This is a genomic window from Cellulosimicrobium sp. Marseille-Q8652, assembly GCF_965112045.1.
In genome coordinates, this window is sequence record NZ_CBCOPS010000002.1 from 346,499 (window position 1) to 367,494 (window position 20,996).

Annotated in this window: 16 protein-coding genes; 7 read left to right on the top strand and 9 right to left on the bottom strand. The window is 73.4% G+C overall.

Going from position 1 to position 20,996, the window contains the following annotated elements; all coding sequences use genetic code 11:
* The first annotated feature begins 97 nt into the window (after nucleotides 1-97).
* The 3 genes from ACWPWV_RS11530 to ACWPWV_RS11540 all read left to right on the top strand — a co-directional run bounded on the left by ACWPWV_RS11530 (nucleotide 98) and on the right by ACWPWV_RS11540 (nucleotide 2,552).
* Nucleotides 98-1,372, top strand: a complete 1,275-nt coding sequence (locus ACWPWV_RS11530; protein WP_454043127.1) for a 5-(carboxyamino)imidazole ribonucleotide synthase — start codon at nucleotides 98-100, stop codon at nucleotides 1,370-1,372.
* 32 nt (nucleotides 1,373-1,404) lie between these two features.
* Nucleotides 1,405-1,890 carry a 5-(carboxyamino)imidazole ribonucleotide mutase gene (gene purE, locus ACWPWV_RS11535; protein WP_454044525.1) on the top strand — a complete coding sequence of 162 codons (486 nt, stop codon included), beginning with the start codon at nucleotides 1,405-1,407 and terminating at the stop codon, nucleotides 1,888-1,890.
* A gap of 98 nt (nucleotides 1,891-1,988) precedes the next feature.
* Complete coding sequence (locus tag ACWPWV_RS11540; RefSeq protein WP_454043128.1) at nucleotides 1,989-2,552, top strand: hypothetical protein; 564 nt, start codon at nucleotides 1,989-1,991, stop codon at nucleotides 2,550-2,552.
* Between the two features lie 64 nt (nucleotides 2,553-2,616).
* Here ACWPWV_RS11540 and ACWPWV_RS11545 read toward each other — a convergent pair whose 3' ends face one another.
* The 3 genes from ACWPWV_RS11545 to rfbB form a co-directional block, all read right to left on the bottom strand.
* Nucleotides 2,617-4,044 (bottom strand): LCP family glycopolymer transferase, encoded by a 1,428-nt coding sequence (locus ACWPWV_RS11545; protein WP_454043129.1) that lies wholly within the window; start codon nucleotides 4,042-4,044, stop codon nucleotides 2,617-2,619.
* Nucleotides 4,045-4,048: 4 nt separating this feature from the next.
* On the bottom strand, nucleotides 4,049-5,356 hold the full coding sequence (locus ACWPWV_RS11550; protein ID WP_454043130.1) for an LCP family protein: 1,308 nt from the start codon (nucleotides 5,354-5,356) through the stop codon (nucleotides 4,049-4,051).
* Nucleotides 5,357-5,486: 130 nt separating this feature from the next.
* Entirely contained in the window at nucleotides 5,487-6,482 is a 996-nt protein-coding gene (gene rfbB / locus ACWPWV_RS11555) for a dTDP-glucose 4,6-dehydratase (protein WP_454043131.1), read from the bottom strand.
* 148 nt (nucleotides 6,483-6,630) lie between these two features.
* Here rfbB and ACWPWV_RS11560 point away from each other — a divergent pair, with 148 nt between their 5' ends.
* Nucleotides 6,631-8,820 (top strand): DUF4214 domain-containing protein, encoded by a 2,190-nt coding sequence (locus tag ACWPWV_RS11560; RefSeq protein ID WP_454043132.1) that lies wholly within the window; start codon nucleotides 6,631-6,633, stop codon nucleotides 8,818-8,820.
* Nucleotides 8,821-8,825: 5 nt separating this feature from the next.
* Nucleotides 8,826-10,673, top strand: a complete 1,848-nt coding sequence (locus ACWPWV_RS11565; RefSeq protein WP_454043133.1) for a DUF4214 domain-containing protein — start codon at nucleotides 8,826-8,828, stop codon at nucleotides 10,671-10,673.
* Nucleotides 10,674-10,688: 15 nt separating this feature from the next.
* On the opposite strand, the gene ACWPWV_RS11570 is transcribed toward ACWPWV_RS11565, so the two are convergent.
* From ACWPWV_RS11570 to ACWPWV_RS11595, 6 genes are all read right to left on the bottom strand, one after another.
* Nucleotides 10,689-12,731 carry an ArnT family glycosyltransferase gene (locus tag ACWPWV_RS11570; RefSeq protein ID WP_454043134.1) on the bottom strand — a complete coding sequence of 681 codons (2,043 nt, stop codon included), beginning with the start codon at nucleotides 12,729-12,731 and terminating at the stop codon, nucleotides 10,689-10,691.
* Nucleotides 12,728-13,966, bottom strand: a complete 1,239-nt coding sequence (locus tag ACWPWV_RS11575) for an ABC transporter ATP-binding protein (RefSeq protein WP_454043135.1) — start codon at nucleotides 13,964-13,966, stop codon at nucleotides 12,728-12,730. The genes ACWPWV_RS11570 and ACWPWV_RS11575 overlap by 4 nt, the downstream gene beginning before the upstream one ends.
* The gene (locus ACWPWV_RS11580; RefSeq protein WP_454043136.1) at nucleotides 13,966-14,868 is read right to left on the bottom strand and encodes an ABC transporter permease; all 903 of its coding nucleotides are present in this window, start codon (nucleotides 14,866-14,868) and stop codon (nucleotides 13,966-13,968) included. Before ACWPWV_RS11580 ends, ACWPWV_RS11575 begins: the two co-directional genes overlap by 1 nt.
* A 62-nt stretch (nucleotides 14,869-14,930) precedes the next feature.
* Nucleotides 14,931-16,448, bottom strand: coding sequence for a glycosyltransferase family 4 protein (locus ACWPWV_RS11585; protein WP_454043137.1), 1,518 nt, complete (start codon nucleotides 16,446-16,448; stop codon nucleotides 14,931-14,933).
* Nucleotides 16,448-17,977: a glycosyltransferase family 4 protein gene (locus ACWPWV_RS11590; RefSeq protein ID WP_454043138.1), complete on the bottom strand. Its 1,530-nt coding sequence runs from the start codon at nucleotides 17,975-17,977 to the stop codon at nucleotides 16,448-16,450. Before ACWPWV_RS11590 ends, ACWPWV_RS11585 begins: the two co-directional genes overlap by 1 nt.
* Complete coding sequence (locus ACWPWV_RS11595; RefSeq protein WP_454043139.1) at nucleotides 17,974-18,936, bottom strand: FkbM family methyltransferase; 963 nt, start codon at nucleotides 18,934-18,936, stop codon at nucleotides 17,974-17,976. The genes ACWPWV_RS11590 and ACWPWV_RS11595 overlap by 4 nt, the downstream gene beginning before the upstream one ends.
* 108 nt (nucleotides 18,937-19,044) lie before the next feature.
* Here ACWPWV_RS11595 and ACWPWV_RS11600 point away from each other — a divergent pair, with 108 nt between their 5' ends.
* Nucleotides 19,045-20,031: a GDP-mannose 4,6-dehydratase gene (locus ACWPWV_RS11600; RefSeq protein ID WP_454043140.1), complete on the top strand. Its 987-nt coding sequence runs from the start codon at nucleotides 19,045-19,047 to the stop codon at nucleotides 20,029-20,031.
* A gap of 5 nt (nucleotides 20,032-20,036) precedes the next feature.
* Nucleotides 20,037-20,996 carry a GDP-mannose 4,6-dehydratase gene (locus ACWPWV_RS11605; protein WP_454043141.1) on the top strand — a complete coding sequence of 320 codons (960 nt, stop codon included), beginning with the start codon at nucleotides 20,037-20,039 and terminating at the stop codon, nucleotides 20,994-20,996.

A 20,996-nucleotide genomic window follows, 5' to 3' on the forward strand; every position in this document is an offset into this window, starting at 1 on the left:
CCAGCCGGGCAGCACGCCGTGCCGGCGGGTGGTCGCGGGGGCGGCGGGTGCCGGCGAGCGCGGGCACCGGCGAGCACAGGCACTAGGGTGTGTGCACGTGGCAGCACCAGTGATCGCCGTGGTCGGCGGCGGACAGCTCGCGCGGATGATGGCCCCGGCAGCGGGAGAGCTCGGCGTGCACCTGCGGGTGCTCGTGGAGGACCCCGGCTCGTCGGCGGCCCAGGTCGTGACCGACGCCCCCGTGGGCGCGGCGTCGGACGAGGCGGCGATCCGGTCGCTCATCGCGCCGGCCGAGGGCGAGCCCGCGGCGGTGCTCACGTTCGAGCACGAGCACGTGCCCAACGCCCTGCTCACGGACCTCCTCGAGCACGGCACCCCCGTGCGCCCGGGTCCCGACGCGCTCGTCCACGCGCAGGACAAGATCGTCATGCGACGCCGGCTCACCGAGCTCGGCGTGCCCAGCCCGCGCTGGGCCGCGCTCCCCACCGAGCCCGACGCCGCGCGCGCCGCGCTCACCGTGTTCCTCGACGAGCTCGGGGGCGAGGCCGTCGTCAAGACGTCGCGCGGGGGTTACGACGGCAAGGGCGTGCGGGTCGTGTCGACGGCAGGCGGCGGCGCCGAGCAGGTCGCGGAGTGGATCGACGCCGCCGCGGCCGGCGGGCCGGCGCTCCTCGTCGAGGAGAAGGTCCCGTTCGTGCGGGAGCTCGCGGTGCTCGTCGCGCGCCGGCCGTCCGGCGGGGAGGACGGCCGCGGCGAGGTCCGCACGTGGCCCGTCGTCGAGTCGGTCCAGCGCGACGGCGTGTGCGCCGAGGTGGTCGCCCCGGCGCCGGACCTGTCCGCCGCCGACGCCGAGCGGGCCCGCGACGCGGCCGTGCGCATCGCCGAGGGGCTCGGCGTGACCGGCGTGCTCGCGGTCGAGATGTTCGAGGTGCCGGCGGGCGCGGGCCGGACGGACGGCGACGCCGCGCCGTCGCGCATCCTCGTCAACGAGCTGGCCATGCGCCCCCACAACTCCGGGCACTGGACCATCGACGGGGCCGTGACGAGCCAGTTCGAGCAGCACCTGCGCGCGGTCCTCGACCTCCCCCTCGGCGACACGGCACCGACCGCCCGGTGGACCGTCATGGCGAACGTCCTCGGCTCCGCCCTGGACGAGCTCACCGACGCGCTGCCCGACGTGCTCGGGACCTACCCGGACGCGCGGGTGAACCTCTACGGCAAGGGCGTGCGGCCCGGTCGCAAGCTCGGGCACGTCACCGTCAGCGGCGACGACCTGGACGCCGTGCGCCGTCGGGCGGTCGCCGCCGCCGCGATCCTGCGCGGCGAGGCCGCCGAGCAGCAGACCGCCGACCCTTCGGACCAGGAGAGCTGACCGTGAACGAGAACCCGATCGTCGGCATCGTCATGGGGTCGGACTCCGACTGGCCCGTGATGCAGGCCGCGGCCGACGCCCTGGCCGAGTTCGACGTGCCCGTCGAGGTCGACGTCGTCTCGGCGCACCGCATGCCCGTCGAGATGGTCGACTACGGGCGCACCGCGTCGGAGCGCGGCCTGCGCGCGATCGTCGCCGGCGCCGGGGGAGCGGCCCACCTCCCCGGGATGCTGGCCGCCGTGACCGCGCTGCCCGTGATCGGCGTGCCCGTGCCGCTCCAGCACCTCGACGGCATGGACTCGCTGCTGTCCATCGTGCAGATGCCCGCGGGCGTGCCCGTCGCGACCGTCTCGATCGGCGGGGCGCGCAACGCCGGCCTGCTCGCCGCACGCATCCTCGCGTCGGGGACCGACGACGCCGCGCTGCGGCTGCGCGAGCGGATGGTCGCGTTCCAGGAGGACCTGGCCGACCAGGCGCGGACCAAGGGTGAGCGCCTGCGCGCGTCGCGGGCACGGTAGGCGGCCGCCGTTCATCACCGGGTCACCCGGTCGGCGGCGTTCGGCGGCGTCGACGGCGTCGACGGCAAGACCCTGCGTCCTGCCGACACAGGCAGGGTATGAGCGTGCACGAGCTCCTGCGGCGTCCCGCCGCCCGTGCCGGGGTGGTCGGGACCGTCGGCCTGGTCGCCGCCCTGGCGGTCGGCTGCGGCGGTACCGGCGGCACGGTGGGTGACGCGTCCGGACCGCTCCCGTCGGAGTCCTCGGGCGCGACGTCGGAGCTGGTGGTCACGGCGGTCGACCCGCAGGATCCGCGCCACCGGGAGACCGTGGACCGCGCCGCGGCCACCACGGACGCCGACGACCCCCGCCCGGTCGTGCTGCGGTCCGACGCGCCCGAGGAGCTCCTCGTGGTCACCCGGGGCAGCTCGTCGTGCCCCGTGACCCCTCGTGCGGCGCGCTGGGTCGGCGACACGGTCGTGCTCGAGGTCGCCTCCTTCACCGCCGAGGACGCCGAGCGGGAGGGGACGGACCGCGTCTGCACGGACGACCTGGCCCCGGCGGTCTTCGCGGTCTCCGTGCCCGACCTTCCCGACGACCCGCTCGACGTCGCGGTCGAGCGGGTCGAGCTCGTCGCGTCGTCCGAGCTGCCGGGCCGGGCGACGGCGCGTCCGGAGGGCTGAGGGGCCCCTCGAGACGTGCCGCGACGTCCGGGCGCCCGCGGCGTGGTCCGAGCTGCGGTCCGGGCTACGGCTGGGGGAGCCCGCCGACCTGCCCCGGCGGGAGGTTGCCGTCGCGGACGTCCTCCCAGAACTGCGGGGCGAGCTCGGGGTCGAGCTGCACCGTCGAGCCGACGTTCCCGGGACGGTAGTCGGGGTTGCCGATGGGCGGCGTGCCCGTGATGCCGTCGGGTCCGTTGGCGGCACGGAACGCGAGAGCCATCTTGCCCAGGTCGACGATCCCGGTGCTCTCGTCGACCGTGAGCGCACCGAGGCCGGCGTCGAGGAGCGAGACCTGGTCGGCCGGTCGGAAGAGGATGCCAGGGTCCGCCGCCTGGGAGGAGACCGCACCGATCACCTGGCGCTGGCGCTCCGCGCGGCCGATGTCGCCCTTCGGGTCGGAGTAGCGCATGCGGGAGAAGGCGATCGCCGTGGTCCCGTCGGCCACGTGGCAGCCCGCGGTCCAGACGAGACCGCTGTTGGGGTCGTTGACGTCGTAGTCGAGGCACAGCTCGACGCCGCCCACGGCGTCCACGACACCCTGGACGCCTCCGAACCCGATCTCCACGTAGTGGTCCACGGTGAGGCCGGTCAGCTGCTCGACGGTGCGCACGAGGAGCGGCGCGCCACCCCAGGAGTACGCCGAGTTCAGCTTGCTGGCCCCGTTGTCGGGGATCTCGGCGTAGGTGTCGCGCGGCAGGCTGATGAGGGCCACCGGTCCGCTCGACGGCGCGTGCAGAAGAAGGATCGTGTCCGTCCGGGCGCCCTCGGTGCCGTCCTCCCCGACGACCTCGCCGCGCGCGTCCGAGCCGGCGAGCAGGTACGTGTTGCCCGAGGTCCCGGCGGCGCCCGAGAGCGCCTCGACGTGCTCGATCTTGCCGTTCGCCCACACGAGCAGACCGATCGGCCACGCGAGCAGGCCGACGAGCACGACGCACGCCACGAGAGCCGCGACCCGGCCCTTGCGGACCCGGAGGGGGCCGCGACCGCGCGGGGCCCCGGCGGGCGCCGTCGGTCCGGGCCTGCCCGCAGGCGGACGTCCCGGAGGCGTCGGGGCGGCGCCCGTGCGCCGCGCGGGCGGGACCGTGCGGCTCGACCCGTGCGGTGAGGACGAGACGCGGGGTGGCGACGTCCGTTGCTGGGCGGATCGCGCGGGCGCGACCGACGGCGGGGGCGTGGACGTCGCCACCGGGCCGCGGACGGGGCGCGCGGGCCGTGCGGGGGGCGGTGTCGAGGAGCGCGCCGGGGTCACGGGGATCTCGCGCGACGACTGGCGCCGGATGCGCGGCTCGGACCGCACCGCGTCGTCGGCGGCGGGCTGCCGGCGGGGTGCGGGGCGCTGGCCGCTGTTGCCGATCGTGATGGCGTCGTCGACCGAGGACGGGCGCGGGGACCGGCCGCCCTGCGGCGTGAAGCTCGGTGGGCGTCGCCCCGGGTCGGTGCCGTCGTGCGTCATCGGCTCACCCACAGACCGACGTGACGTCCTGCGCGGAGAACGCCTCCTCGCCGGCGTCCTTGGTCTCGGCCGGAGCCGGTGCCGCGTCGTCCGCGTCCTCCGAGCCCGCCGTGCCGGCGCCGTCCTCGGGCGTGCCCTCGGTCGAACCGGGACCCGGCGGGCTGGCCGCGTCCTGCTCGCCGCCGTCCTGCCCGGTCGCACCCGCCGGGCGGTCGTTCTTGAGGTTCTCCCAGAGCTGGTCCGCGTCGGACGTCCACACCACGTTGTTCGGATTCGTCGGGTCGGTGCCGTTCGGGACCGTCATGAACGTGATGCTGCCAAGGTCGATGCCCTTGGCGCTGTAGGCCAGTCCGGCGAGTCCCGTCACGGACGAGAAGTTGTCGCTCATGGTCAGCGAGCTCGTCACCGCGTCGAGGAACTGCACCAGCGCGCCGGCGTCGGTCAGGAGGTTCTTCCCGAGCACGGTGCGCACGAGGGCGGCCATGAGCTCCTGCTGACGACCGATCCGGCCGAGGTCCGAGCCGTCGCCGAGGCCCTCCCCGGTGCGTGCCCGCGCGTAGCTCAGCGCGGTCCCGCCGTCGAGCCTCTGCACCCCGGCGGGAAGCGTGAGGTTGTTGGCCTTCGGCGAGTGCACCGCCTCGGGGATGCACAGCTCGACGCCGTCGAGCGCGTCGATCATCGCCTGGAACCCGGCGAAGTCGATGACGACGAACCCGTCCATCCGGACGTCCGTCAGGCTCTCGATCGTGCGCATCGTGCAGAGGGCACCGGAGGCGACGTCGCCTCCGAGGTCCGCGCCGGCCGCGAACGCCGCGTTGAACTTCGTGGCCGAGATGGGGCTGGTCGTGGACCCCGCGGTCGTCGGGCACGAGGGGACGTCGACCGTCGAGTCGCGCGGGACGGACACGAGCTCGACGCGCGACCGGTCGGCGGAGACGTGCAGGATCATCGTCGTGTCCGAGCGCATGCCCTCGGTGCCGTCGGCCACGAGGCCCGCGTTGGCCCCCGACCGGTCGTCGCTCCCCATGAGGACGATGTTCAGGGGCGTCCCGGCGTTCGGGTCCTGGGGGTCGGGGGTGCTGGCCTCCGGACGGTCCTCACCCAGCAGGGTGTCGGCGTCGACGTCGTCGATGTTCCCCGTGAAGCGCGAGAGCGCGGTCGCGCCACCGACTCCCGCGAACGCGACGCACGCCGTCACGCACAGCGCCAGCACGCGCAGGACGGACCTCGACGGGAGGCGTCGCGCGTGCGCCGGACCGGTCGCGGTCCGTGGCCGGTGCGGTGCGGACGGTCCGCCATGCCGAGAGCTCACGACGGACGAGCATAGGCGGTGGAGGTCACCGATCTGCGTCCCCCCCGGACCCGGCGGGTAGAGGAATCGTGGAGAACGACGGCGCCGCGGGGTCCGGCGGGCCGCGGGAGGGCGACCCACCGGGCGGGCGTCACTGACCGACGGCGGCGTACCTCGCCTCGGTCGCGGCCTTCGCCGGACGCCACCACGCCTCGTTCTCGCGGTACCAGGCGACGGTCGCCTCGAGGCCGTCGCGGAAGTCGGTGTACCGCGGGGACCACCCGAGCTCGTCGCGCAGCTTCGAGGCGTCGATCGCGTAGCGCAGGTCGTGGCCCGGCCGGTCGGTGACGTGCTCGAAGTCGTCGGCGTCGCGCCCGAAGATCTCGAGCAGCGTCTGCACGACCTCGAGGTTGTTCTTCTCGCCGTCCGCGCCGATGAGGTACGTCTCGCCCGGGCGGCCCTCGTCGATGATGGTCCACACCGCGGCGTTGTGGTCCTCGACGTGGATCCAGTCGCGCACGTTGAGCCCGGCGCCGTAGAGCTTCGGCCGCACGCCGTCGATGAGGTTGGTGATCTGGCGCGGGATGAACTTCTCGATGTGCTGGTACGGACCGTAGTTGTTGGAGCAGTTCGAGATCGTGGCCTGCACCCCGAACGACCGCGCCCACGCCCGGACGAGGAGGTCGCTGCCTGCCTTCGTCGAGGAGTACGGGCTCGACGGGTTGTACGGCGTGCTGGCCGTGAACTTCGCCGGGTCGTCGAGCTCGAGGTCGCCGTAGACCTCGTCCGTCGAGATGTGGTGGAACCGGGTGCCGTGCTTGCGGACGGCCTCGAGCAGCGTGAACGTGCCGACGACGTTGGTCTGGACGAAGGGCGACGGGTCGTCCAGCGAGTTGTCGTTGTGCGACTCGGCGGCGAAGTGGACGACCAGGTCCGACTCGCCGACGAGGCGGTCGACGAGCGGGGCGTCCGTGATGCTGCCCTCGACGAGCGTGATCGCGTCGGCCACGGGGGCGAGCGACGTGCGGTCGCCCGCGTAGGTCAGGGCGTCGAGGACGGTCACCTGGACGTCCGGACGTTCGCGCACCGTCTGGTGGACGAAGTTGGAGCCGATGAAGCCGGCTCCGCCGGTGACGAGCAGACGCATGGTGACGGTCCTTCGAGAGGGGTCGTGGGCGGCACCTACTGTACTGACCTCCGCGCGACGGATCACGCGGCGTACGTCCTGTCACCTTGCCGACCCTGGGTCTCTGGCGTTGACTGCAACTACAGGCCTGCCGTCCCGAGGAGTGTCGATGGTGTCACCCGCCGTGTTCCCTGCGTTCGTCGCCACGGCCTCGCTGCTGGTGCCTCTGCTGGCGTCACCCGCCGCCGCGCCCCCGTCTGCACGGGCGTCCGCGTCCGTGCAGACGTCGTCGCCCGCGGCGCTCGCGGCACCCGCGGCGTCGGTCGCGCCCGCGGCGGACGAGGCCGGCGGGTCGAGGATCGACGAGTACCCCGTGGTGGTCGAGGAGCCCGCGCCCGAGCAGGCCTCGCCGGAGGGCCGCGCGTCCGCCGCGCCGGACGCCACGGAGCCGGGGTCGCCCGACGGCACCGCCCCCGAGGGCGGGCTGCCGCAGGAGGGCGAGCCGCAGGAGGGCGAGCCGCAGGAGGGCGAGCCGCAGGAGGGCGAGCCGCAGGAGGGCGAGCCGCACGAGGACACCGAGGGTGAGGAGCCGGACGAGCACGCGGAGGCGCAGGACCCGGCACTCGCGGAGCCTCCGGCCGAGCCCGTCGACCCGGTCGCGCCCGGCGAGGAGCTCGCGCTCCAGGCGACGGGCGAGGTCGCGGCCGGCGAGGTCGTCGAGAACGACGGCTTCCAGTCGGTGGCGGTCTCGTGGCCCGCGACGGAGGACGGCGTGCCCGGGCTCCAGGTCCGGACACGCGCGCAGGACGGCGGCTGGACCGACTGGCAGCACCTCGAGGTCGGTGACGAGAGCCCCGACGACGGGACGGCCGACGCCGCGCACCAGGAGCGGGCCGGCACCGCGACGATGTACGTCGGGGAGTCGGACGCCGTCCAGCTCGCGACGGTCGACGCGGTCGACGAGCTCCCTGGCGACGTGCGCCTGGCGCTCATCTCGTCCCCCGAGCCCACGGCCGTCCCGGACGAGGTCGTCACCGAGGGGGCCTCGGCCGGCTCCGGGTCCGCCGTCGTGTCGAACGCGTTGTACGTCGAGAGCGAGTCCGCCGCGGTGGTCGCCGCGGCGGCCGGACCGTCGGTCATCTCCCGCGGCGGGTGGGGGGCGGCGCCGCAGGCGTGCACCCCCGACACCGCCTCGCGGCTCGTCGGTGCCGTCGTGCACCACACGGTGAACCCCAACAGCTACACGACGGTGGCGCAGGCCATGCAGCTCATCCGCAACGACCAGGCGTACCACATCAACACGCGCGGCTGGTGCGACATCGGGTACAACTTCCTCGTCGACAAGTGGGGAAACATCTACGAGGGTCGCGCCAACAGCCTGACGAAGGCGATCGTCGGCGTGCACGCGGGCGGGTTCAACACCTCGACCGTCGGCGTCGCGCTCCTCGGTGACCACTCGTCCCTCAACCCGAGCAGCGCCGCTCTCCAGGGCGTGGCCCATGTCATCGGCTTCCGGCTGGGCGCCTACGGCGTGCGACCGGACGTGTTCATGAGCTACCGGACCAACGGGGGCGAGAACTCCAAGTACTCCGCCGGGACGACGGTCACGCTGCCGACGACGTTCGGCCACCGCGACGTCTCCTACACGGCCTGTCCTGGTCAGGCCGGCTACGTGCAGCTGCAGAGCATCCGCAACCGGGCCGCCCAGTACGGCTACGGTGCGACGTTCAACCAGGCACGGTCCGTGGTGCGGGCGCTGTACGACGACCTGCTGGGGCGTCCCGTGGACGCGGCGGGGCTCTCGACGTGGTCGACGAAGCTCGCGTCGGGGACGAGCCGCGCCTCGCTCGTGCGGTCGTTGACCCGGTCGGAGGAGTACGTGCGGCTGCGGGTGCGCGAGGCGTACGTGGACGTGCTGGGTCGTCAGCCGGACGCCGCGGGTCTGAACAGCTGGACGCGGGGCGTGATGTCGGGGGACATCTCGGTGGACGCGGTCGCGCTGCTGTTCCACCGGACGCCGGAGTTCTACCAGCGGTCGGGGGGCAACGACGACGCGTTCGTGCGGCGGCTGTACCAGGTCATGCTCGGGCGCTCGGCGTCGGCGTCGGAGGTGGCGCACTGGCGGGGGCAGATCGCGTCGTCGGGCCGGGCCGCGGTGGCGTCCGGGGTGTGGTGGTCGCGGGAGGCGGCGAACAACCGGGCGGGCGGGTACTACGAGGTGTTCCTCGGGCGCGCGCCGGACCGCGCCGGCAAGTCGTCGTGGGGCGGTGTGCTGCTCACGCGTGGCGAGGGCGCGGTGCGGGAGGGGATCGCGGGCTCGGTCGAGTACCGCAACCTCGCGCTCCGCCGGTTCCCCTGACGGCCATGCGCTCCCGCTCGGTCGTCCAGGCTCTCGTGCTCACCATGGTGGGCCTCCTCGCCGTGGTCGTGCCGCCCGCACCGCCGGCTGCCGCGGCCGACGGGACGTTCACGTTCGCGGGCCGCGGCTACGGGCACGGCCGCGGCATGGGCCAGTACGGGGCGCTCGGGTACGCCGTCGACCACGGGTGGTCGCACTCCCAGATCCTCCAGCACTTCTACGGCGGGACGAGCCTGCGGGCCGACGCCGGGAACGGCTCCCTGTCGGTCGAGCTCCTCCGCAAGACCGGGACGGACACGATCGTGACGGGACCGTCGCTGCGTGTGAACGGCACGTCCGCCGGCGCCGCGGCCGTGCGGCTCGTGCGCGTCGCGGACGGCCGTCTGCGCTACCACACGGGTCCTGGGTGCGCCGGTCCGTGGTCGGACCGCGGTGAGGTCGCGTCCGGGGCCGTCGTCTCGACGACGGCCGACCCGTCGAGCACCGCGAACCTGCTGCAGCTCTGCGAGGCCGGTGTCGACCACGGCTACCGCGGCACGCTGCGGGCCGTCGCGACCGGGGGCACGCAGTTCACGGTCAACACGCTCCCGGTGAACTCCTACCTGCGCGGCGTCGTGCCGCGCGAGATGCCGGCGTCGTGGGGTGCGCTCGGGAGCGGACGTGGCGCCCAGGCGCTGCGGGCGCAGTCGGTGGCCGCGCGCTCCTACGCCCTCGCGCCGCGCGGCGTGCGGGCCTCGGGCGCCCAGACGTGCGACACGACCGCGTGCCAGGTCTACCTGGGCGCGACGACGGTCACCGACGCCGGGGCGCGTGCCTCCCTCGAGCACGCGCTGTCGGACGCCGCGGTCTCGGCGACGTCGGGGCAGGTCATGCGGCACGGCGACGGCAGGATCGCGCTCACCGAGTTCAGCAGCTCGACCGGGGGGTACTCCGCCGGCGGCACGTTCCCGGCCGTCGCGGACGCCGGCGACGCGACGGCGAGCAACCCCCACCGCTCGTGGGCCGTCACGTTCACGCCGGAGGAGCTCTCGGCACGGCTCGGGGTCGGGACCGTCGCGAGCGTCCGGGTCGCCGCCCGCAACGGTCTGGGCGAGCTCGGGGGCCGTGCGACGCGGGTGGACGTCACCACCACGGGCGGGCAGGTCGTGGCGCTCACGGGGAGTCAGGTACGCACCCGGCTCGGGCTGAAGAGCGACTGGTTCACCGTCTCCGGGGTCTCGCCGGCCGAGGCGCAGTCCGTGGTGCGGGCCCTGTACGAGGACCTGCTGGGGCGGCCCGTGGACGCGGCAGGACTGTCCACCTGGTCGTCCGCGCTGGTCTCGGGGACGAGCCGTGCCGCACTGGTGCGGTCGTTGACCCGGTCGGAGGAGTACGTGCGGCTGCGGGTGCGCGAGGCGTACGTGGACGTGCTGGGTCGTCAGCCGGACGCCGCGGGTCTGAACAGCTGGACGCGGGGCGTGATGTCGGGGGACATCTCGGTGGACGCGGTCGCGCTGCTGTTCCACCGGACGCCGGAGTTCTACCAGCGGTCGGGGGGCAACGACGACGCGTTCGTGCGGCGGCTGTACCAGGTCATGCTCGGGCGCTCGGCGTCGGCGTCGGAGGTGGCGCACTGGCGGGGGCAGATCGCGTCGTCGGGCCGGGCCGCGGTGGCGTCCGGGGTGTGGTGGTCGCGGGAGGCGGCGAACAACCGGGCGGGCGGGTACTACGAGGTGTTCCTCGGGCGCGCGCCGGACCGTGCGGGCAAGTCGTCGTGGGGCGGTGTGCTGCTCACGCGGGGTGAGGGCGCGGTGCGGGAGGGGATCGCGGGCTCGGTCGAGTACCGCAACCTCGCGCTCCGCCGCTTCCCCTGACGGTGCGCCGGCCCGTCAGGACCCGGACGGCACGGGCACGACGGTGCCGTCGGGCTCGATGACACCCATCCAGAGCCGGGACTCCGTGGTGCGAGCCTCCTGGGGTGGGCTCACGAGCGTGCGCTCCCAGATCGTCTCCGTCGTCGTCCGCAGGGGTGGCGGCACGACGCCGTCGGACCACGGGATGACCTCGCCGTGGAACGCGACGACGGCCACGTCGCCTCCCCACGCCTCTCGGAGGCGTGCAAGGGTCTCGGGTTCCGCGTTCGAGACGGCGACCGTCTCCGTCCCGCAGATGGCCCGGAGCGTCGCCTCGTACGGTATGACCGTCTCCAGCACCGCGACGGGTCGACCGGCCGCAGCGTCGCACGCCGCGGTCGCCTCGCCGAACCGCCCGTCCTGCTCGACCACCGTGAAGATGTTCGACCAGGTGAGCAGGGGCCACCCGGCCACCGCGACCGCCCCGAGGACGGCGAGCACGCGTGCCCACCGGCGACGGGTCTCCCAGATCACGACGAGCGCGAGCGTCGCCGCGACGAGGAAGCCGGGGATGGTCACCGGGAGGAACCGCCGCATCGCCCAGACCTGGTCCGGGGTGATGCTCACCCGCCACAGGTAGAGCGCGCTCGGCGCGGCGACCACACCCACGAAGATCAGGAGACGGGGGTCGCGGCGGTCCACGGCACGGTAGGTCGCGACGGCCAGGCCCGCGAAGGCCAGGACGACCATGGGCACGCCGAAGTACCAGGTCAACCAGTTCACGGACAGCTCGTCGTACGACCGTGTCCCGTCGAGCGGCAGCCCGTCGAGCTTCTGGATGTTCTCGATGAAGCCGGCATAGGGCGAGGCGCCGTCGATGTTGTGCTTCTCGGTCCACAGGGGCCTGGTGACCAGGACGAGCGCCACGACGACGACGGCGGCCGCGCACCCCCATGCGAGCAGGCGGCGCCCACGGAGCGTCACCCAGCCCAGGAGCCGCGCGAGGAGCGGGACGTTGACGAGGACCGCGACGACGACGGTCGCCGCGAGCGCGAGCCCCAGCATGTTGACGCGGGCCGACAGGTCGGAGAGGTACTTCGGGCTGTGGACCGCGAGGTCGAGATACCCGAGCGCGACGAGCACGAGACCGCCCGCGGTCGCGGCCGCGAGCGCGACGACGAGCCGCCGGCGGGCGGCGGGGAGCGTCGCGCACGCCGCGGCGAGGCCCAGCGCCGCGACGAGCCCGATCATCTGGGCGGCACCGTCGACGCGGGCGAGCGCGGTCGCGCCGATGAACGCGCCGGCTCCGGCGAACTGCCACCACGACCGCGCGGCGACCGCGCTCCAGGCCAGCGTGAGTCCGGCGAAGCCGAAGGCGACCGTGATCGGCTCGGTGTAGGCGGCGCGGGTGAAGGCCGCGAACGGCACGCTGCACGCCATGCCGACCAGCGGGACGAGCGCCCAGAGCGGCCCGACGAGCCGGCGCGCGAAGGCGTACACGGCGAGCAGCGCGACGGCGCCGAGCACGAGGTTGCCCACGAGGATGCCGAGGTCTCCTCCCGCCCATCCACCGACCGCGAGGATCCCGGGCAGGAGCTTGGCTCCCTGGACGTGGACGACGTCGCCGCTCGTCGAGTACGCCATCGACGCGATGCGGACCCCGTCGATCTGGGCGAGCAGGTCGGCACCGGCGCCGAGCGGGATGTCGGGAGAGCTGTTGTCGCGGAGCCAGAAGCCCTCGAGCGTGAGGAAGCCCGGGTCACGCGTCACCACGACGAACCGCGCCGCGAAGGGCACGTTGACGGCGAGCCAGACGAGGACGACGCCCAGTGCCGCCGACGTGCCGATCACGGCGCGCCGGGTGGCCGGCACCGGGTCCGGGACGAGGCGCCACAGCAGGGCGACGAGCACCGCCGTGAGCGGCAGGACGACGAGAGGCCGGAACGCCTCGAGGAGGACCGTGACCGACACGGCGATGCTCAGGCTGAGCAGCAGCGTCTGGACGCGGTCGGGCGCTGCGACGAGGAGCGCCGCCGCGCGGAGCCGCGGGCGGGCGTGCCGCACGTCGAGACGGCTCATGCCGACGCCGCCACGCTTCCCGGCTCCAGCACGCGCACCTGGACCGGGCTCGTGGTGAACCCGACGGACCGGCCGTCCCCGGCCACGAGGAGCGTCGAGGCGTCGCGGAGCCGGTCGAGCTCGACGCCGGCCTCGTTCGCGACCGCGCCGTGGACCGTGTAGGTGCCCTCGCCGAGCTGGAGGTTGCGGAAGTCGAACGCGATCCGCACGTCGCCCTCGAGGCGCGGCATCCTGCGGCTGAGCAGCTGGGTGTTCGTCCCGATGACGGCGACGCCGAGCCCGGAGTCGATGCCCGTCCCGACCACCGCGTCCTCGACCGGGGCGGAGGCGTGGACGGAGACGACCACGGTGACGTCCTCGCCCGGCGAGATCTCGGTGACCGGGGCGCCGTCGGAGCGGACCACGTCGACCGCGCGGACGGTCACGACGTCCTCCGGCTGCGCGTCCTCGACGTCCTCGACCGCGCGGGCCGCCTGCACGGTGCGCCGGTCCTCCCGGCGGATCTGGTCGAACTCCGTGCGCAGCGTCCGCAGCGCGTCGCGCGGCTCGCCGTCGGCGATCATCCGGCCGCTCTCCAGGACCACGGCGCGGTCGCAGAGGTCGGCGACCTGGTCGAGCGAGTGGCTCACGAAGACGATCGTGCGGCCGTCGTGCTGGAACTGGCGGATGCGGTCCATGCACTTGCGCTGGAACGGCTCGTCGCCGACGGCGAGCACCTCGTCGACGAGCAGGATGTCGGGGTCCACGTGCACGGCCACGGCGAAGGCGAGCCGGACGTACATGCCGGAGGAGTAGAACTTCACCTGCGTGTCGATGAACTTCTCGATGCCCGAGAAGTCGACGATCGCGTCGAAGTAGCCGTCCGTCTGCTCCCGGGAGAGCCCGAGGATCGACGCGTTGAGGTAGACGTTCTCGCGGCCCGTGAGGTCGGGGTGGAACCCGGCCCCCAGCTCGAGGAGGGCCGCGAGCCGGCCCCGCAGGCTCACCGTGCCCGTGGTGGGCTGCAGGATGCCGCCGATCATCTTCAGCAGCGTGCTCTTGCCGGACCCGTTCGGGCCGACGAGCCCGACCGTCGAGCCGGACTCGATCTCCAGGCTCACGTCCCGCAGGGCCCAGAAGTCGTCCTTGTGCTTGTTGGACCGCCCGAAGTTGACGAGCCGTTCCTTGAGGGACTTCTCCTTGCGGATGACGAACCGCTTGGAGAGGTCGTCGATGCGGATGACGGGTGTGCTCATCACAGCTCCTGCGCGAAGTTGCTCTGGAGGCGGGCGAACGTGCGCTGACCCAGCCAGAGGAGGACGACCGAGATCCCCAGCGTGATGAGGAGGTTCGTCCCGAGGTTCTCGGGCACGGGCTGCCCGTCGCCGGCGACCCAGAAGGTCTGCTGGAACGCGAGCACCACCTGCGTCATCGGGTTCGCCAGGTAGATCGTCTCGAGGATCCCGTCGAGGTACTGCGACACCTGGCTCCACGAGTAGACGATCGGCGACGCCCAGAACAGCAGCATGAGCGAGATGTCGACGAGGTACTGCACGTCGCGCAGGTACACGTTCACCGCGGACAGGAAGAGGGCGACGGCGGTCGCGAACGTGACGAGCACCGCGACGGCGAGCACGAAGTAGAGCCATCGGGCTCCGAGGGGGAACTGGCCCCGCACGACCGTGAACGCGATGAGGATCCCGAGCTGGATCACGAAGTTGAACAGCGCGGAGCCGACCGCCGAGAGCGGGTAGACCTCGCGCGGGACGTACACCTTCTTGATGAGGCCGGAGTTGGCGACGATCGAGCCCGTACCGCTGAGGACGATGTCGGAGAACAGCTGCCAGGCCGTCAGGCCGGTGAAGATGTAGATCGCGAACTCGGGGATGGCGCGCTCGGCCCCGAGGAACTTGCCGATCGCGACCCAGTAGACCATGAGCATCGCGAGGGGCCGGGCGAGGCTCCAGAAGAAGCCCAGGACGCTGTCCTTGTAGCGCGCCTTGATCTCCCTGCGGGTCAGCAGCCCGAGCAGCTCGCGGTGGCCCCAGATGTCGCGGACGGACTGGACGGTGCCGCCGACGAAGCCGGGGCGGGGCCCGGCAGGGCGGAAGGATTCGGCCTCGAGCGTCGAGGCGCGCGCGGAGCGCTGGTCGTTCATCGCCGTCCTGATCGGTCGGGGGGTTCCGTGAGGTCGCCCAAGAGTAGTCGTGCCGTCCGGCCTCACCGGGCCGGGGGAGCGCCCTCCACGAGGAAGCGCCACACATCCTCCGCATACTCGTCCCACGTGCGGACCGACCGTGCGGCCGCCTCGGCGCGGAGCCGGAGGAGGGTGGCGTCGTCGGCGAGCAGGGCCCGCATGCCGTCTCGCAGCGAGACGTCGTCGCGAGGGTCGACCAGGAGGGCCCCGCCACCGTCGGCGATCTCGGCCATGCTACCGAACGCGGAGGTCACCACCGGCGTCCCGACGGCCAGCGACTCCGCGACGGGGAGCCCGTAGCCTTCGTTGAGCGAGGGGAACACGGTGAAGCGGGCGAGCCGGTAGGCGGCCCACAGGAGCCTGTCCGGCACGCGGGAGGCGGACTCCACGGGGCGGCCCTGGTCCTGGAGCCGTCGGAGGCGCTCGACGAACTCCTCGCTGTTCCACGCGTTCCCCCCGACGAAGGTCAGGGAGAACTCGTGGCCCTCGCGCCACAGGACCTCGGCGGCGTGGAGGACCGCGCGGTGGTTCTTGCGCGGCTCGTGGCTGCCGACGACGAGCACCAGCGGCATGGACCCCACGAGGAACCGCTCCGCGGCGTCCCGGAGGTCCTCCTCGGTGGAGGACGGTGCCTCGGTCGGCAGGAGCACCGGCTCGATCTCGGGGCCCGCGAGCCCTGTCGCGCCCAGCATCGTGCGCCAGCCCCGGTACTCCACGGCGGCGGCACGGGAGATGGGGGCGACGCGCGTGCCGTGCCGCATCGCGGTCATCGTGCCGGCGAAGGCCCCCGGCATCCCGGGGGCCGTGGTCTCGCCCGTCGTCAGGGGGATGAGGTCGAAGCCGATCGCGGTGAAGCTGCTGCGGGAGAAGCGGGCGAGCGCGCGGAGGCGCTCGGTGCGGGGCTGGTCGATCGCGAGCTCGGGCAGCACGTAGGTGGTGCGCCAGGGCACGACGACGGCGGCCTCGTCCAGGGCCTCGTCGCTCTCGTCGGCCGCGACGGCTCGCACGATCCGGTCGTGCTCGGCGGGCGTGAGCTCCCGGACCGCGTCGAGGTCGGTCGTCCAGGAGACCGGGACCACGTCCCGGGCGAGCCAGCGCCGGGTGGACTCGCGGGCGACGCGCTGGATCCCCGTCATGAGGGTCGTCGAGGCGGTGTGCGCGACGTCGACCACGGTGCTGCCCGACTCCACGCGGACGCGGCGGCGTGCGGACTCCGGCGTGGTGAGGAGGGTGACCCGGTCCACGAGCGCGGACGGGTCCGACTCGCTCGCCCGTGTCGTCTCGATGACGGTCGTGTCGTCGGGCAGGACCCCGGAGAGGACGGCGAGCGCCAACCACACCTGGGCGGGGTCCCGGGCGTCGACGAACCGTCCGACGGCGTCCCGGACGGCCGACGGGGTGGCCTCGGGGACCTCGGCCGCGGTGTCGAGGGCCGCCGCGAGGACGGGGACCCGGCGGCACCAGGCGGCGACGACGTCGGGGTCGAGCTGCGGTGGGCCCGGTGCGGGCCGCCTCCGGGTCCACGGTCTCGTCGGCGTCATCAGTGCTCCCCCTTCGGCGGCTCCGCTCCTGTCAGGAAGTCCCACAGGTCGGCGGCGTAGTCGTCCCACGTCCGTTCCGGACGGTTCCGCGCCTCACCCTTGAGCCGCTCGCGCAGGGCGTCGTCGGTCACGAGCCTGCGCAGTCCTTCGGTCACCTGGTCGTCGTCGCGCGGGTCGACCAGCAGGCAACCGCCGCCGGCGGCGACCTCGGCCTGGCTGCCGTACGCCGTCGTGAGCACGGGCGTGCCGACGGAGAGCGCCTCGGCGATCGGGAGCCCGTACCCCTCGTGGAGCGAGACGAACGCGACCGCGTCGGCCGCGCGCAGCTCGTCCCACAGGACCTGCTCGCTGACGCGGCCCAGCTCGACGAGAGGCCTGCCCTCGGCCCGGAGCCGCGCGGTGGCGTCGCCCAGCGGGACGTCGGACCAGCCGAACCCTCCGACGAGACGGAGCTCGAAGTCCACGCCCTCGCGCCACAGCCGCTCGGCGGCGTGGACGACGGCGCGGTGGTTCTTGTGCGGCTCGCGCGTCCCGGTGCACAGCACGACGGGGCGCGACGACGCGGGGCGCGCGGGGGCCGAACCGGGCATCGGCGAGGAGATGGCCGGGAGCTGCACCTCGTCGACCAGCGGCCCGACGAGCCCCTGTGCCGGGAGGGCCTCCACGAAGCCCCGGAACTCGGCGGTCGCGGAACGGCTGATGCACGCGACGCGCTCGGCGTGCTTGACCACGTGCAGGAGCCCCGCGGTGCCGTTCGCCTCGCCCCACGGACGCAGGTCCGCGCTCGTGATGGGGATGAGGTCGTAGCCCACGAGCCCGACCGTGCTGCCCGACCACCGCGCGAGGGTCGCGAGGACGTCGCTCGCGGCGCCCACAGGCACGTCGGGCAGCAGGACGCGCGTGCGCCACGGGACGATCATCGCGTGGGAGTACTCGGCGGCCTCGTCGTGGCCGTGACGCCCGTCGCCGCCCGCGCCGGTGCCGAAGGCCAGGACCCGCTGCGACTCGCGGGGCGCGAGGGTGCGCAGCGAGGAGTGGTCGTCGCTCCAGGCGGCGAGGACGAGGTCGTTCTCGGCCGCCCACCGCGGGACGGTCTCGCGGACGACGCGCTGGATGCCGGTGTGGTGGTCGTGCCGGGCGCTGTAGTCGGTCTCCACGACGGTCGACCGGACGACACGCATCGGCCGGTCGGCGTACATCGCGGGACGGCGGAGCGCGATCGTCAGGAGCTCGGTCTCGACCGCCTCCGGCGGGTCGAGCTCGAGCGAGCGCCGGAAGGACACGAGCTCGTCCGAGGACGGGTAGCGTCCCAGGGCCGCGACCAGGACGAGCCAGCGGGCGTCGTCGCCGACCTCGGCGTCACGGACCGCCTCGACGAGACGGGGCAGCAGGGTCGCCGCCGTCGTCCCGGCCTCGGCGTGCGCGACACCGGCGCCCTCGCCCAGGACGATGTCTGCCGCCGTCGTCAGCCGGGAGTCCAGGGCGTCCAGGAACCGCGCGGCCGTGACGGGGGCGGCGGTCGACGTCACGAACCCTTCCTCGCAGCCAGGCGGCGGACGGCGCGCAGCGGCTTCGTGACGCGCCACGAGAGGGTCCGGTGGATGGCCTCGAGCTCCCGGCGTGCCGAGTCGTCCGGGGCGGGCGGCTGCTGCTGGGCCTGCGCCTGGGCCTCCGCCCACTGGACGAGCGCCCGCGTGCGCCACTGCACGAGCTGGCGCTCGACCTCCTCCATCTCCTGGTCCTTGGTCTCGAGGGACCGCGACGCCGTGGTGCGGGCCTCGACCACCGCGTAGGGCACGAACTGGTCGAGGGGGCACGCCGGGTACGACAGCGCGGTGCGGAGCTCGTCGGCACGCTCCTGGGCGACGTAGAACCGCGACAGCCCGTCGAAGAGGCAGAACTCGTACCCGGCCTCGACGAGGAGCGGCTCCCAGGACTCGTGCGAGGGCTCCGTCGAGTTGGGCAGGGTCGACTCGACGACGAGGACCCAGGGCCGCCACGTGTGGAGGTCGACGCTCCGCAGGACGGACTCCTCGGCGCCCTCGACGTCGACGAGCATGAAGTGGATCTCCTGGCCCGTCCACCCGCTCTCCTCGAGCACGGAGTCCAGCGAGCGCGCGGGGACGACCATGTCCTCGTGCTCGAAGCCGGCCAGGTCGTGCCGCTCGCTCACCGAGTCCACGAGGGTGGACAGGCCGGTGCCGGGGACGACGTGGAGCGTGATCGTGTCCACGGGCTCGTCCGTGATCGCCGCCTGGACGACCCGGTCGCGGGGCCGCTCGTCCCGGTAGGTGGTGGCGAACGCCTCGACGGGCTCGACCGTGATCCCGCTCCACCCCCGGTCGTAGAAGGCGCGGCTCACCGAGTCGACGAGAGGGTGGTTCGCACCGACCTCGACGTAGCGCCCGTTGAGGACGTGACCGAGAGCGCGCCAGAGGACGACGTCCTCGCGGTTCTGCGCGTACGAGATGAGGGGACCGTCGGGCATGGGCGCCAGCATATCCGCGACGAACGGCTCGCCGTGCACGCCTCGACGCGCGCCCTCGGCCCTCGGCTACGCTTGCTCGGTCCCCGAACCCGAACCAGACGAGGAACCATGGCACGCGCGCTCATCACCGGCATCACCGGCCAGGACGGTCTGTACCTCTCGGAGCTGCTGCTCTCGAAGGGTTACGAGGTCTACGGGCTCATCCGTGGACAGAACAACCCGAAGCTCGACCTGGTCCGTGAGACCGTGCCCGACGTCAAGCTCGTGACGGGTGACCTGACCGACCTGTCGTCGCTGCTGCGCGCGCTCCAGGTCGCCCAGCCCGACGAGGTGTACAACCTCGGCGCGATCTCGTTCGTGGCCTACTCGTGGGAGAACGCCACCCTGACGAGCGACGTCACCGGCAAGGGCGTGCTCAACATCCTCGAGGCCGTGCGCCTCTACTCGAACGACGACCCGTCGAAGGTCCGCTTCTACCAGGCGTCGAGCTCGGAGATGTTCGGCAAGGTGCAGGAGGTCCCGCAGCGCGAGTCGACCCTCCTCTGGCCGCGCTCGCCCTACGGCGTCGCCAAGGTCTTCGGTCACTACATGACCATCAACTACCGCGAGTCGTACGGCATGCACGCCTCGAGCGGCATCCTCTTCAACCACGAGTCCCCGCGCCGCGGCCCCGAGTTCGTCACGCGCAAGGTGACGCAGGCCGTCGCGCGGATCAAGCTCGGACTCCAGGACGACCTCGTCCTCGGGAACCTCGACGCGAAGCGCGACTGGGGCTTCGCCGGGGACTACGTCGAGGCGATGTGGCGCATGCTCCAGCAGCCGGAGGCCGACGACTACGTCGTCGCGACGGGCGAGACCCACTCGATCCGCGACCTGCTCGACCACGCGTTCGCGCACGTCGGCATCGAGGACTGGTCGGGCTACGTCAAGCAGGACCCGCGGTTCATGCGTCCGGCCGAGGTGGAGCTGCTCATCGGCGACCCGGCCAAGGCGCACGAGAAGCTCGGCTGGGAGCGCAAGGTCGACTTCCCGGGCCTCGTGGGGATGATGGTCGAGAACGACCTCCGGGAGCAGTCCGAGCACGCCGGTCGGTGACGGGGATGACGACAGCCCTCGTGACCGGCGTCACCGGTCAGGACGGCTCCTACCTCGCGGAACGGCTCGTCGCGGAGGGCGTGGAGGTCCACGGCATCGTCCACTCGTCGTCCGGCGGGCCGGCCGTGCCCGCGGGCGTCGTGGCGCACGAGGGCGACCTGCGGGACGCCGAGGGCGTCGCCCGGATCGTCCAGGACGTCCAGCCGGACGAGGTCTACAACCTCGGCGGGATCAGCTCGGTCGCCTACTCGTGGGACCACCCGGTGGAGACCGGCAGCGTGAGCGGGCTCGGGGCCGTGGCCCTGTTCGAGGCCGCGCGCCGGGCGCAGGACGCGTCCGGTCGGCCGGTGCGCGTCCTGCAGGCGTCGAGTGCGGAGATCTTCGGGTCCCCCGACCGCACGCCCCAGGACGAGCAGACCTCGGTCCGTCCGCTGTCGCCGTACGGCGCGGCCAAGGCCTACGCGCACCAGTCGGCGGCGGTCTACCGCAGCCGCGGTCTCGCCGTCTCGACGTGCGTGCTGTACAACCACGAGTCGCCGCGGCGGCCCGAGTCCTTCGTGACCCGCAAGATCACCGCGGCCGCCGCGCGGATCGCGCGGGACGGCGGAGGGGTCGTCACGCTCGGTCGGCTCGACGTCCGCCGGGACTGGGGCTGGGCGCCGGACTACGTGGACGCCATGGTGCGCGCCGTCCGGCACGCGGAGGCCGACGACTACGTCGTCGCGACGGGCACGACGCACTCGGTCGAGGACTTCGTCCGCGTCGCGCTCCAGCGCGCCGGGATCGAGGACTGGCGCTCGCACGTCGAGGTCGACCAGCGGTTCGTCCGACCCGCGGACGCCGCCGAGCAGGTGGGCGACGCCTCGAGGGCGCGCTCCGTCCTGGGCTGGGCGCCCACCGTAGGATTCGACGAGATCGTGGGGCGGATGGTCGACCACGACCTCGCCCTCGCAGGAAAGGGCTGA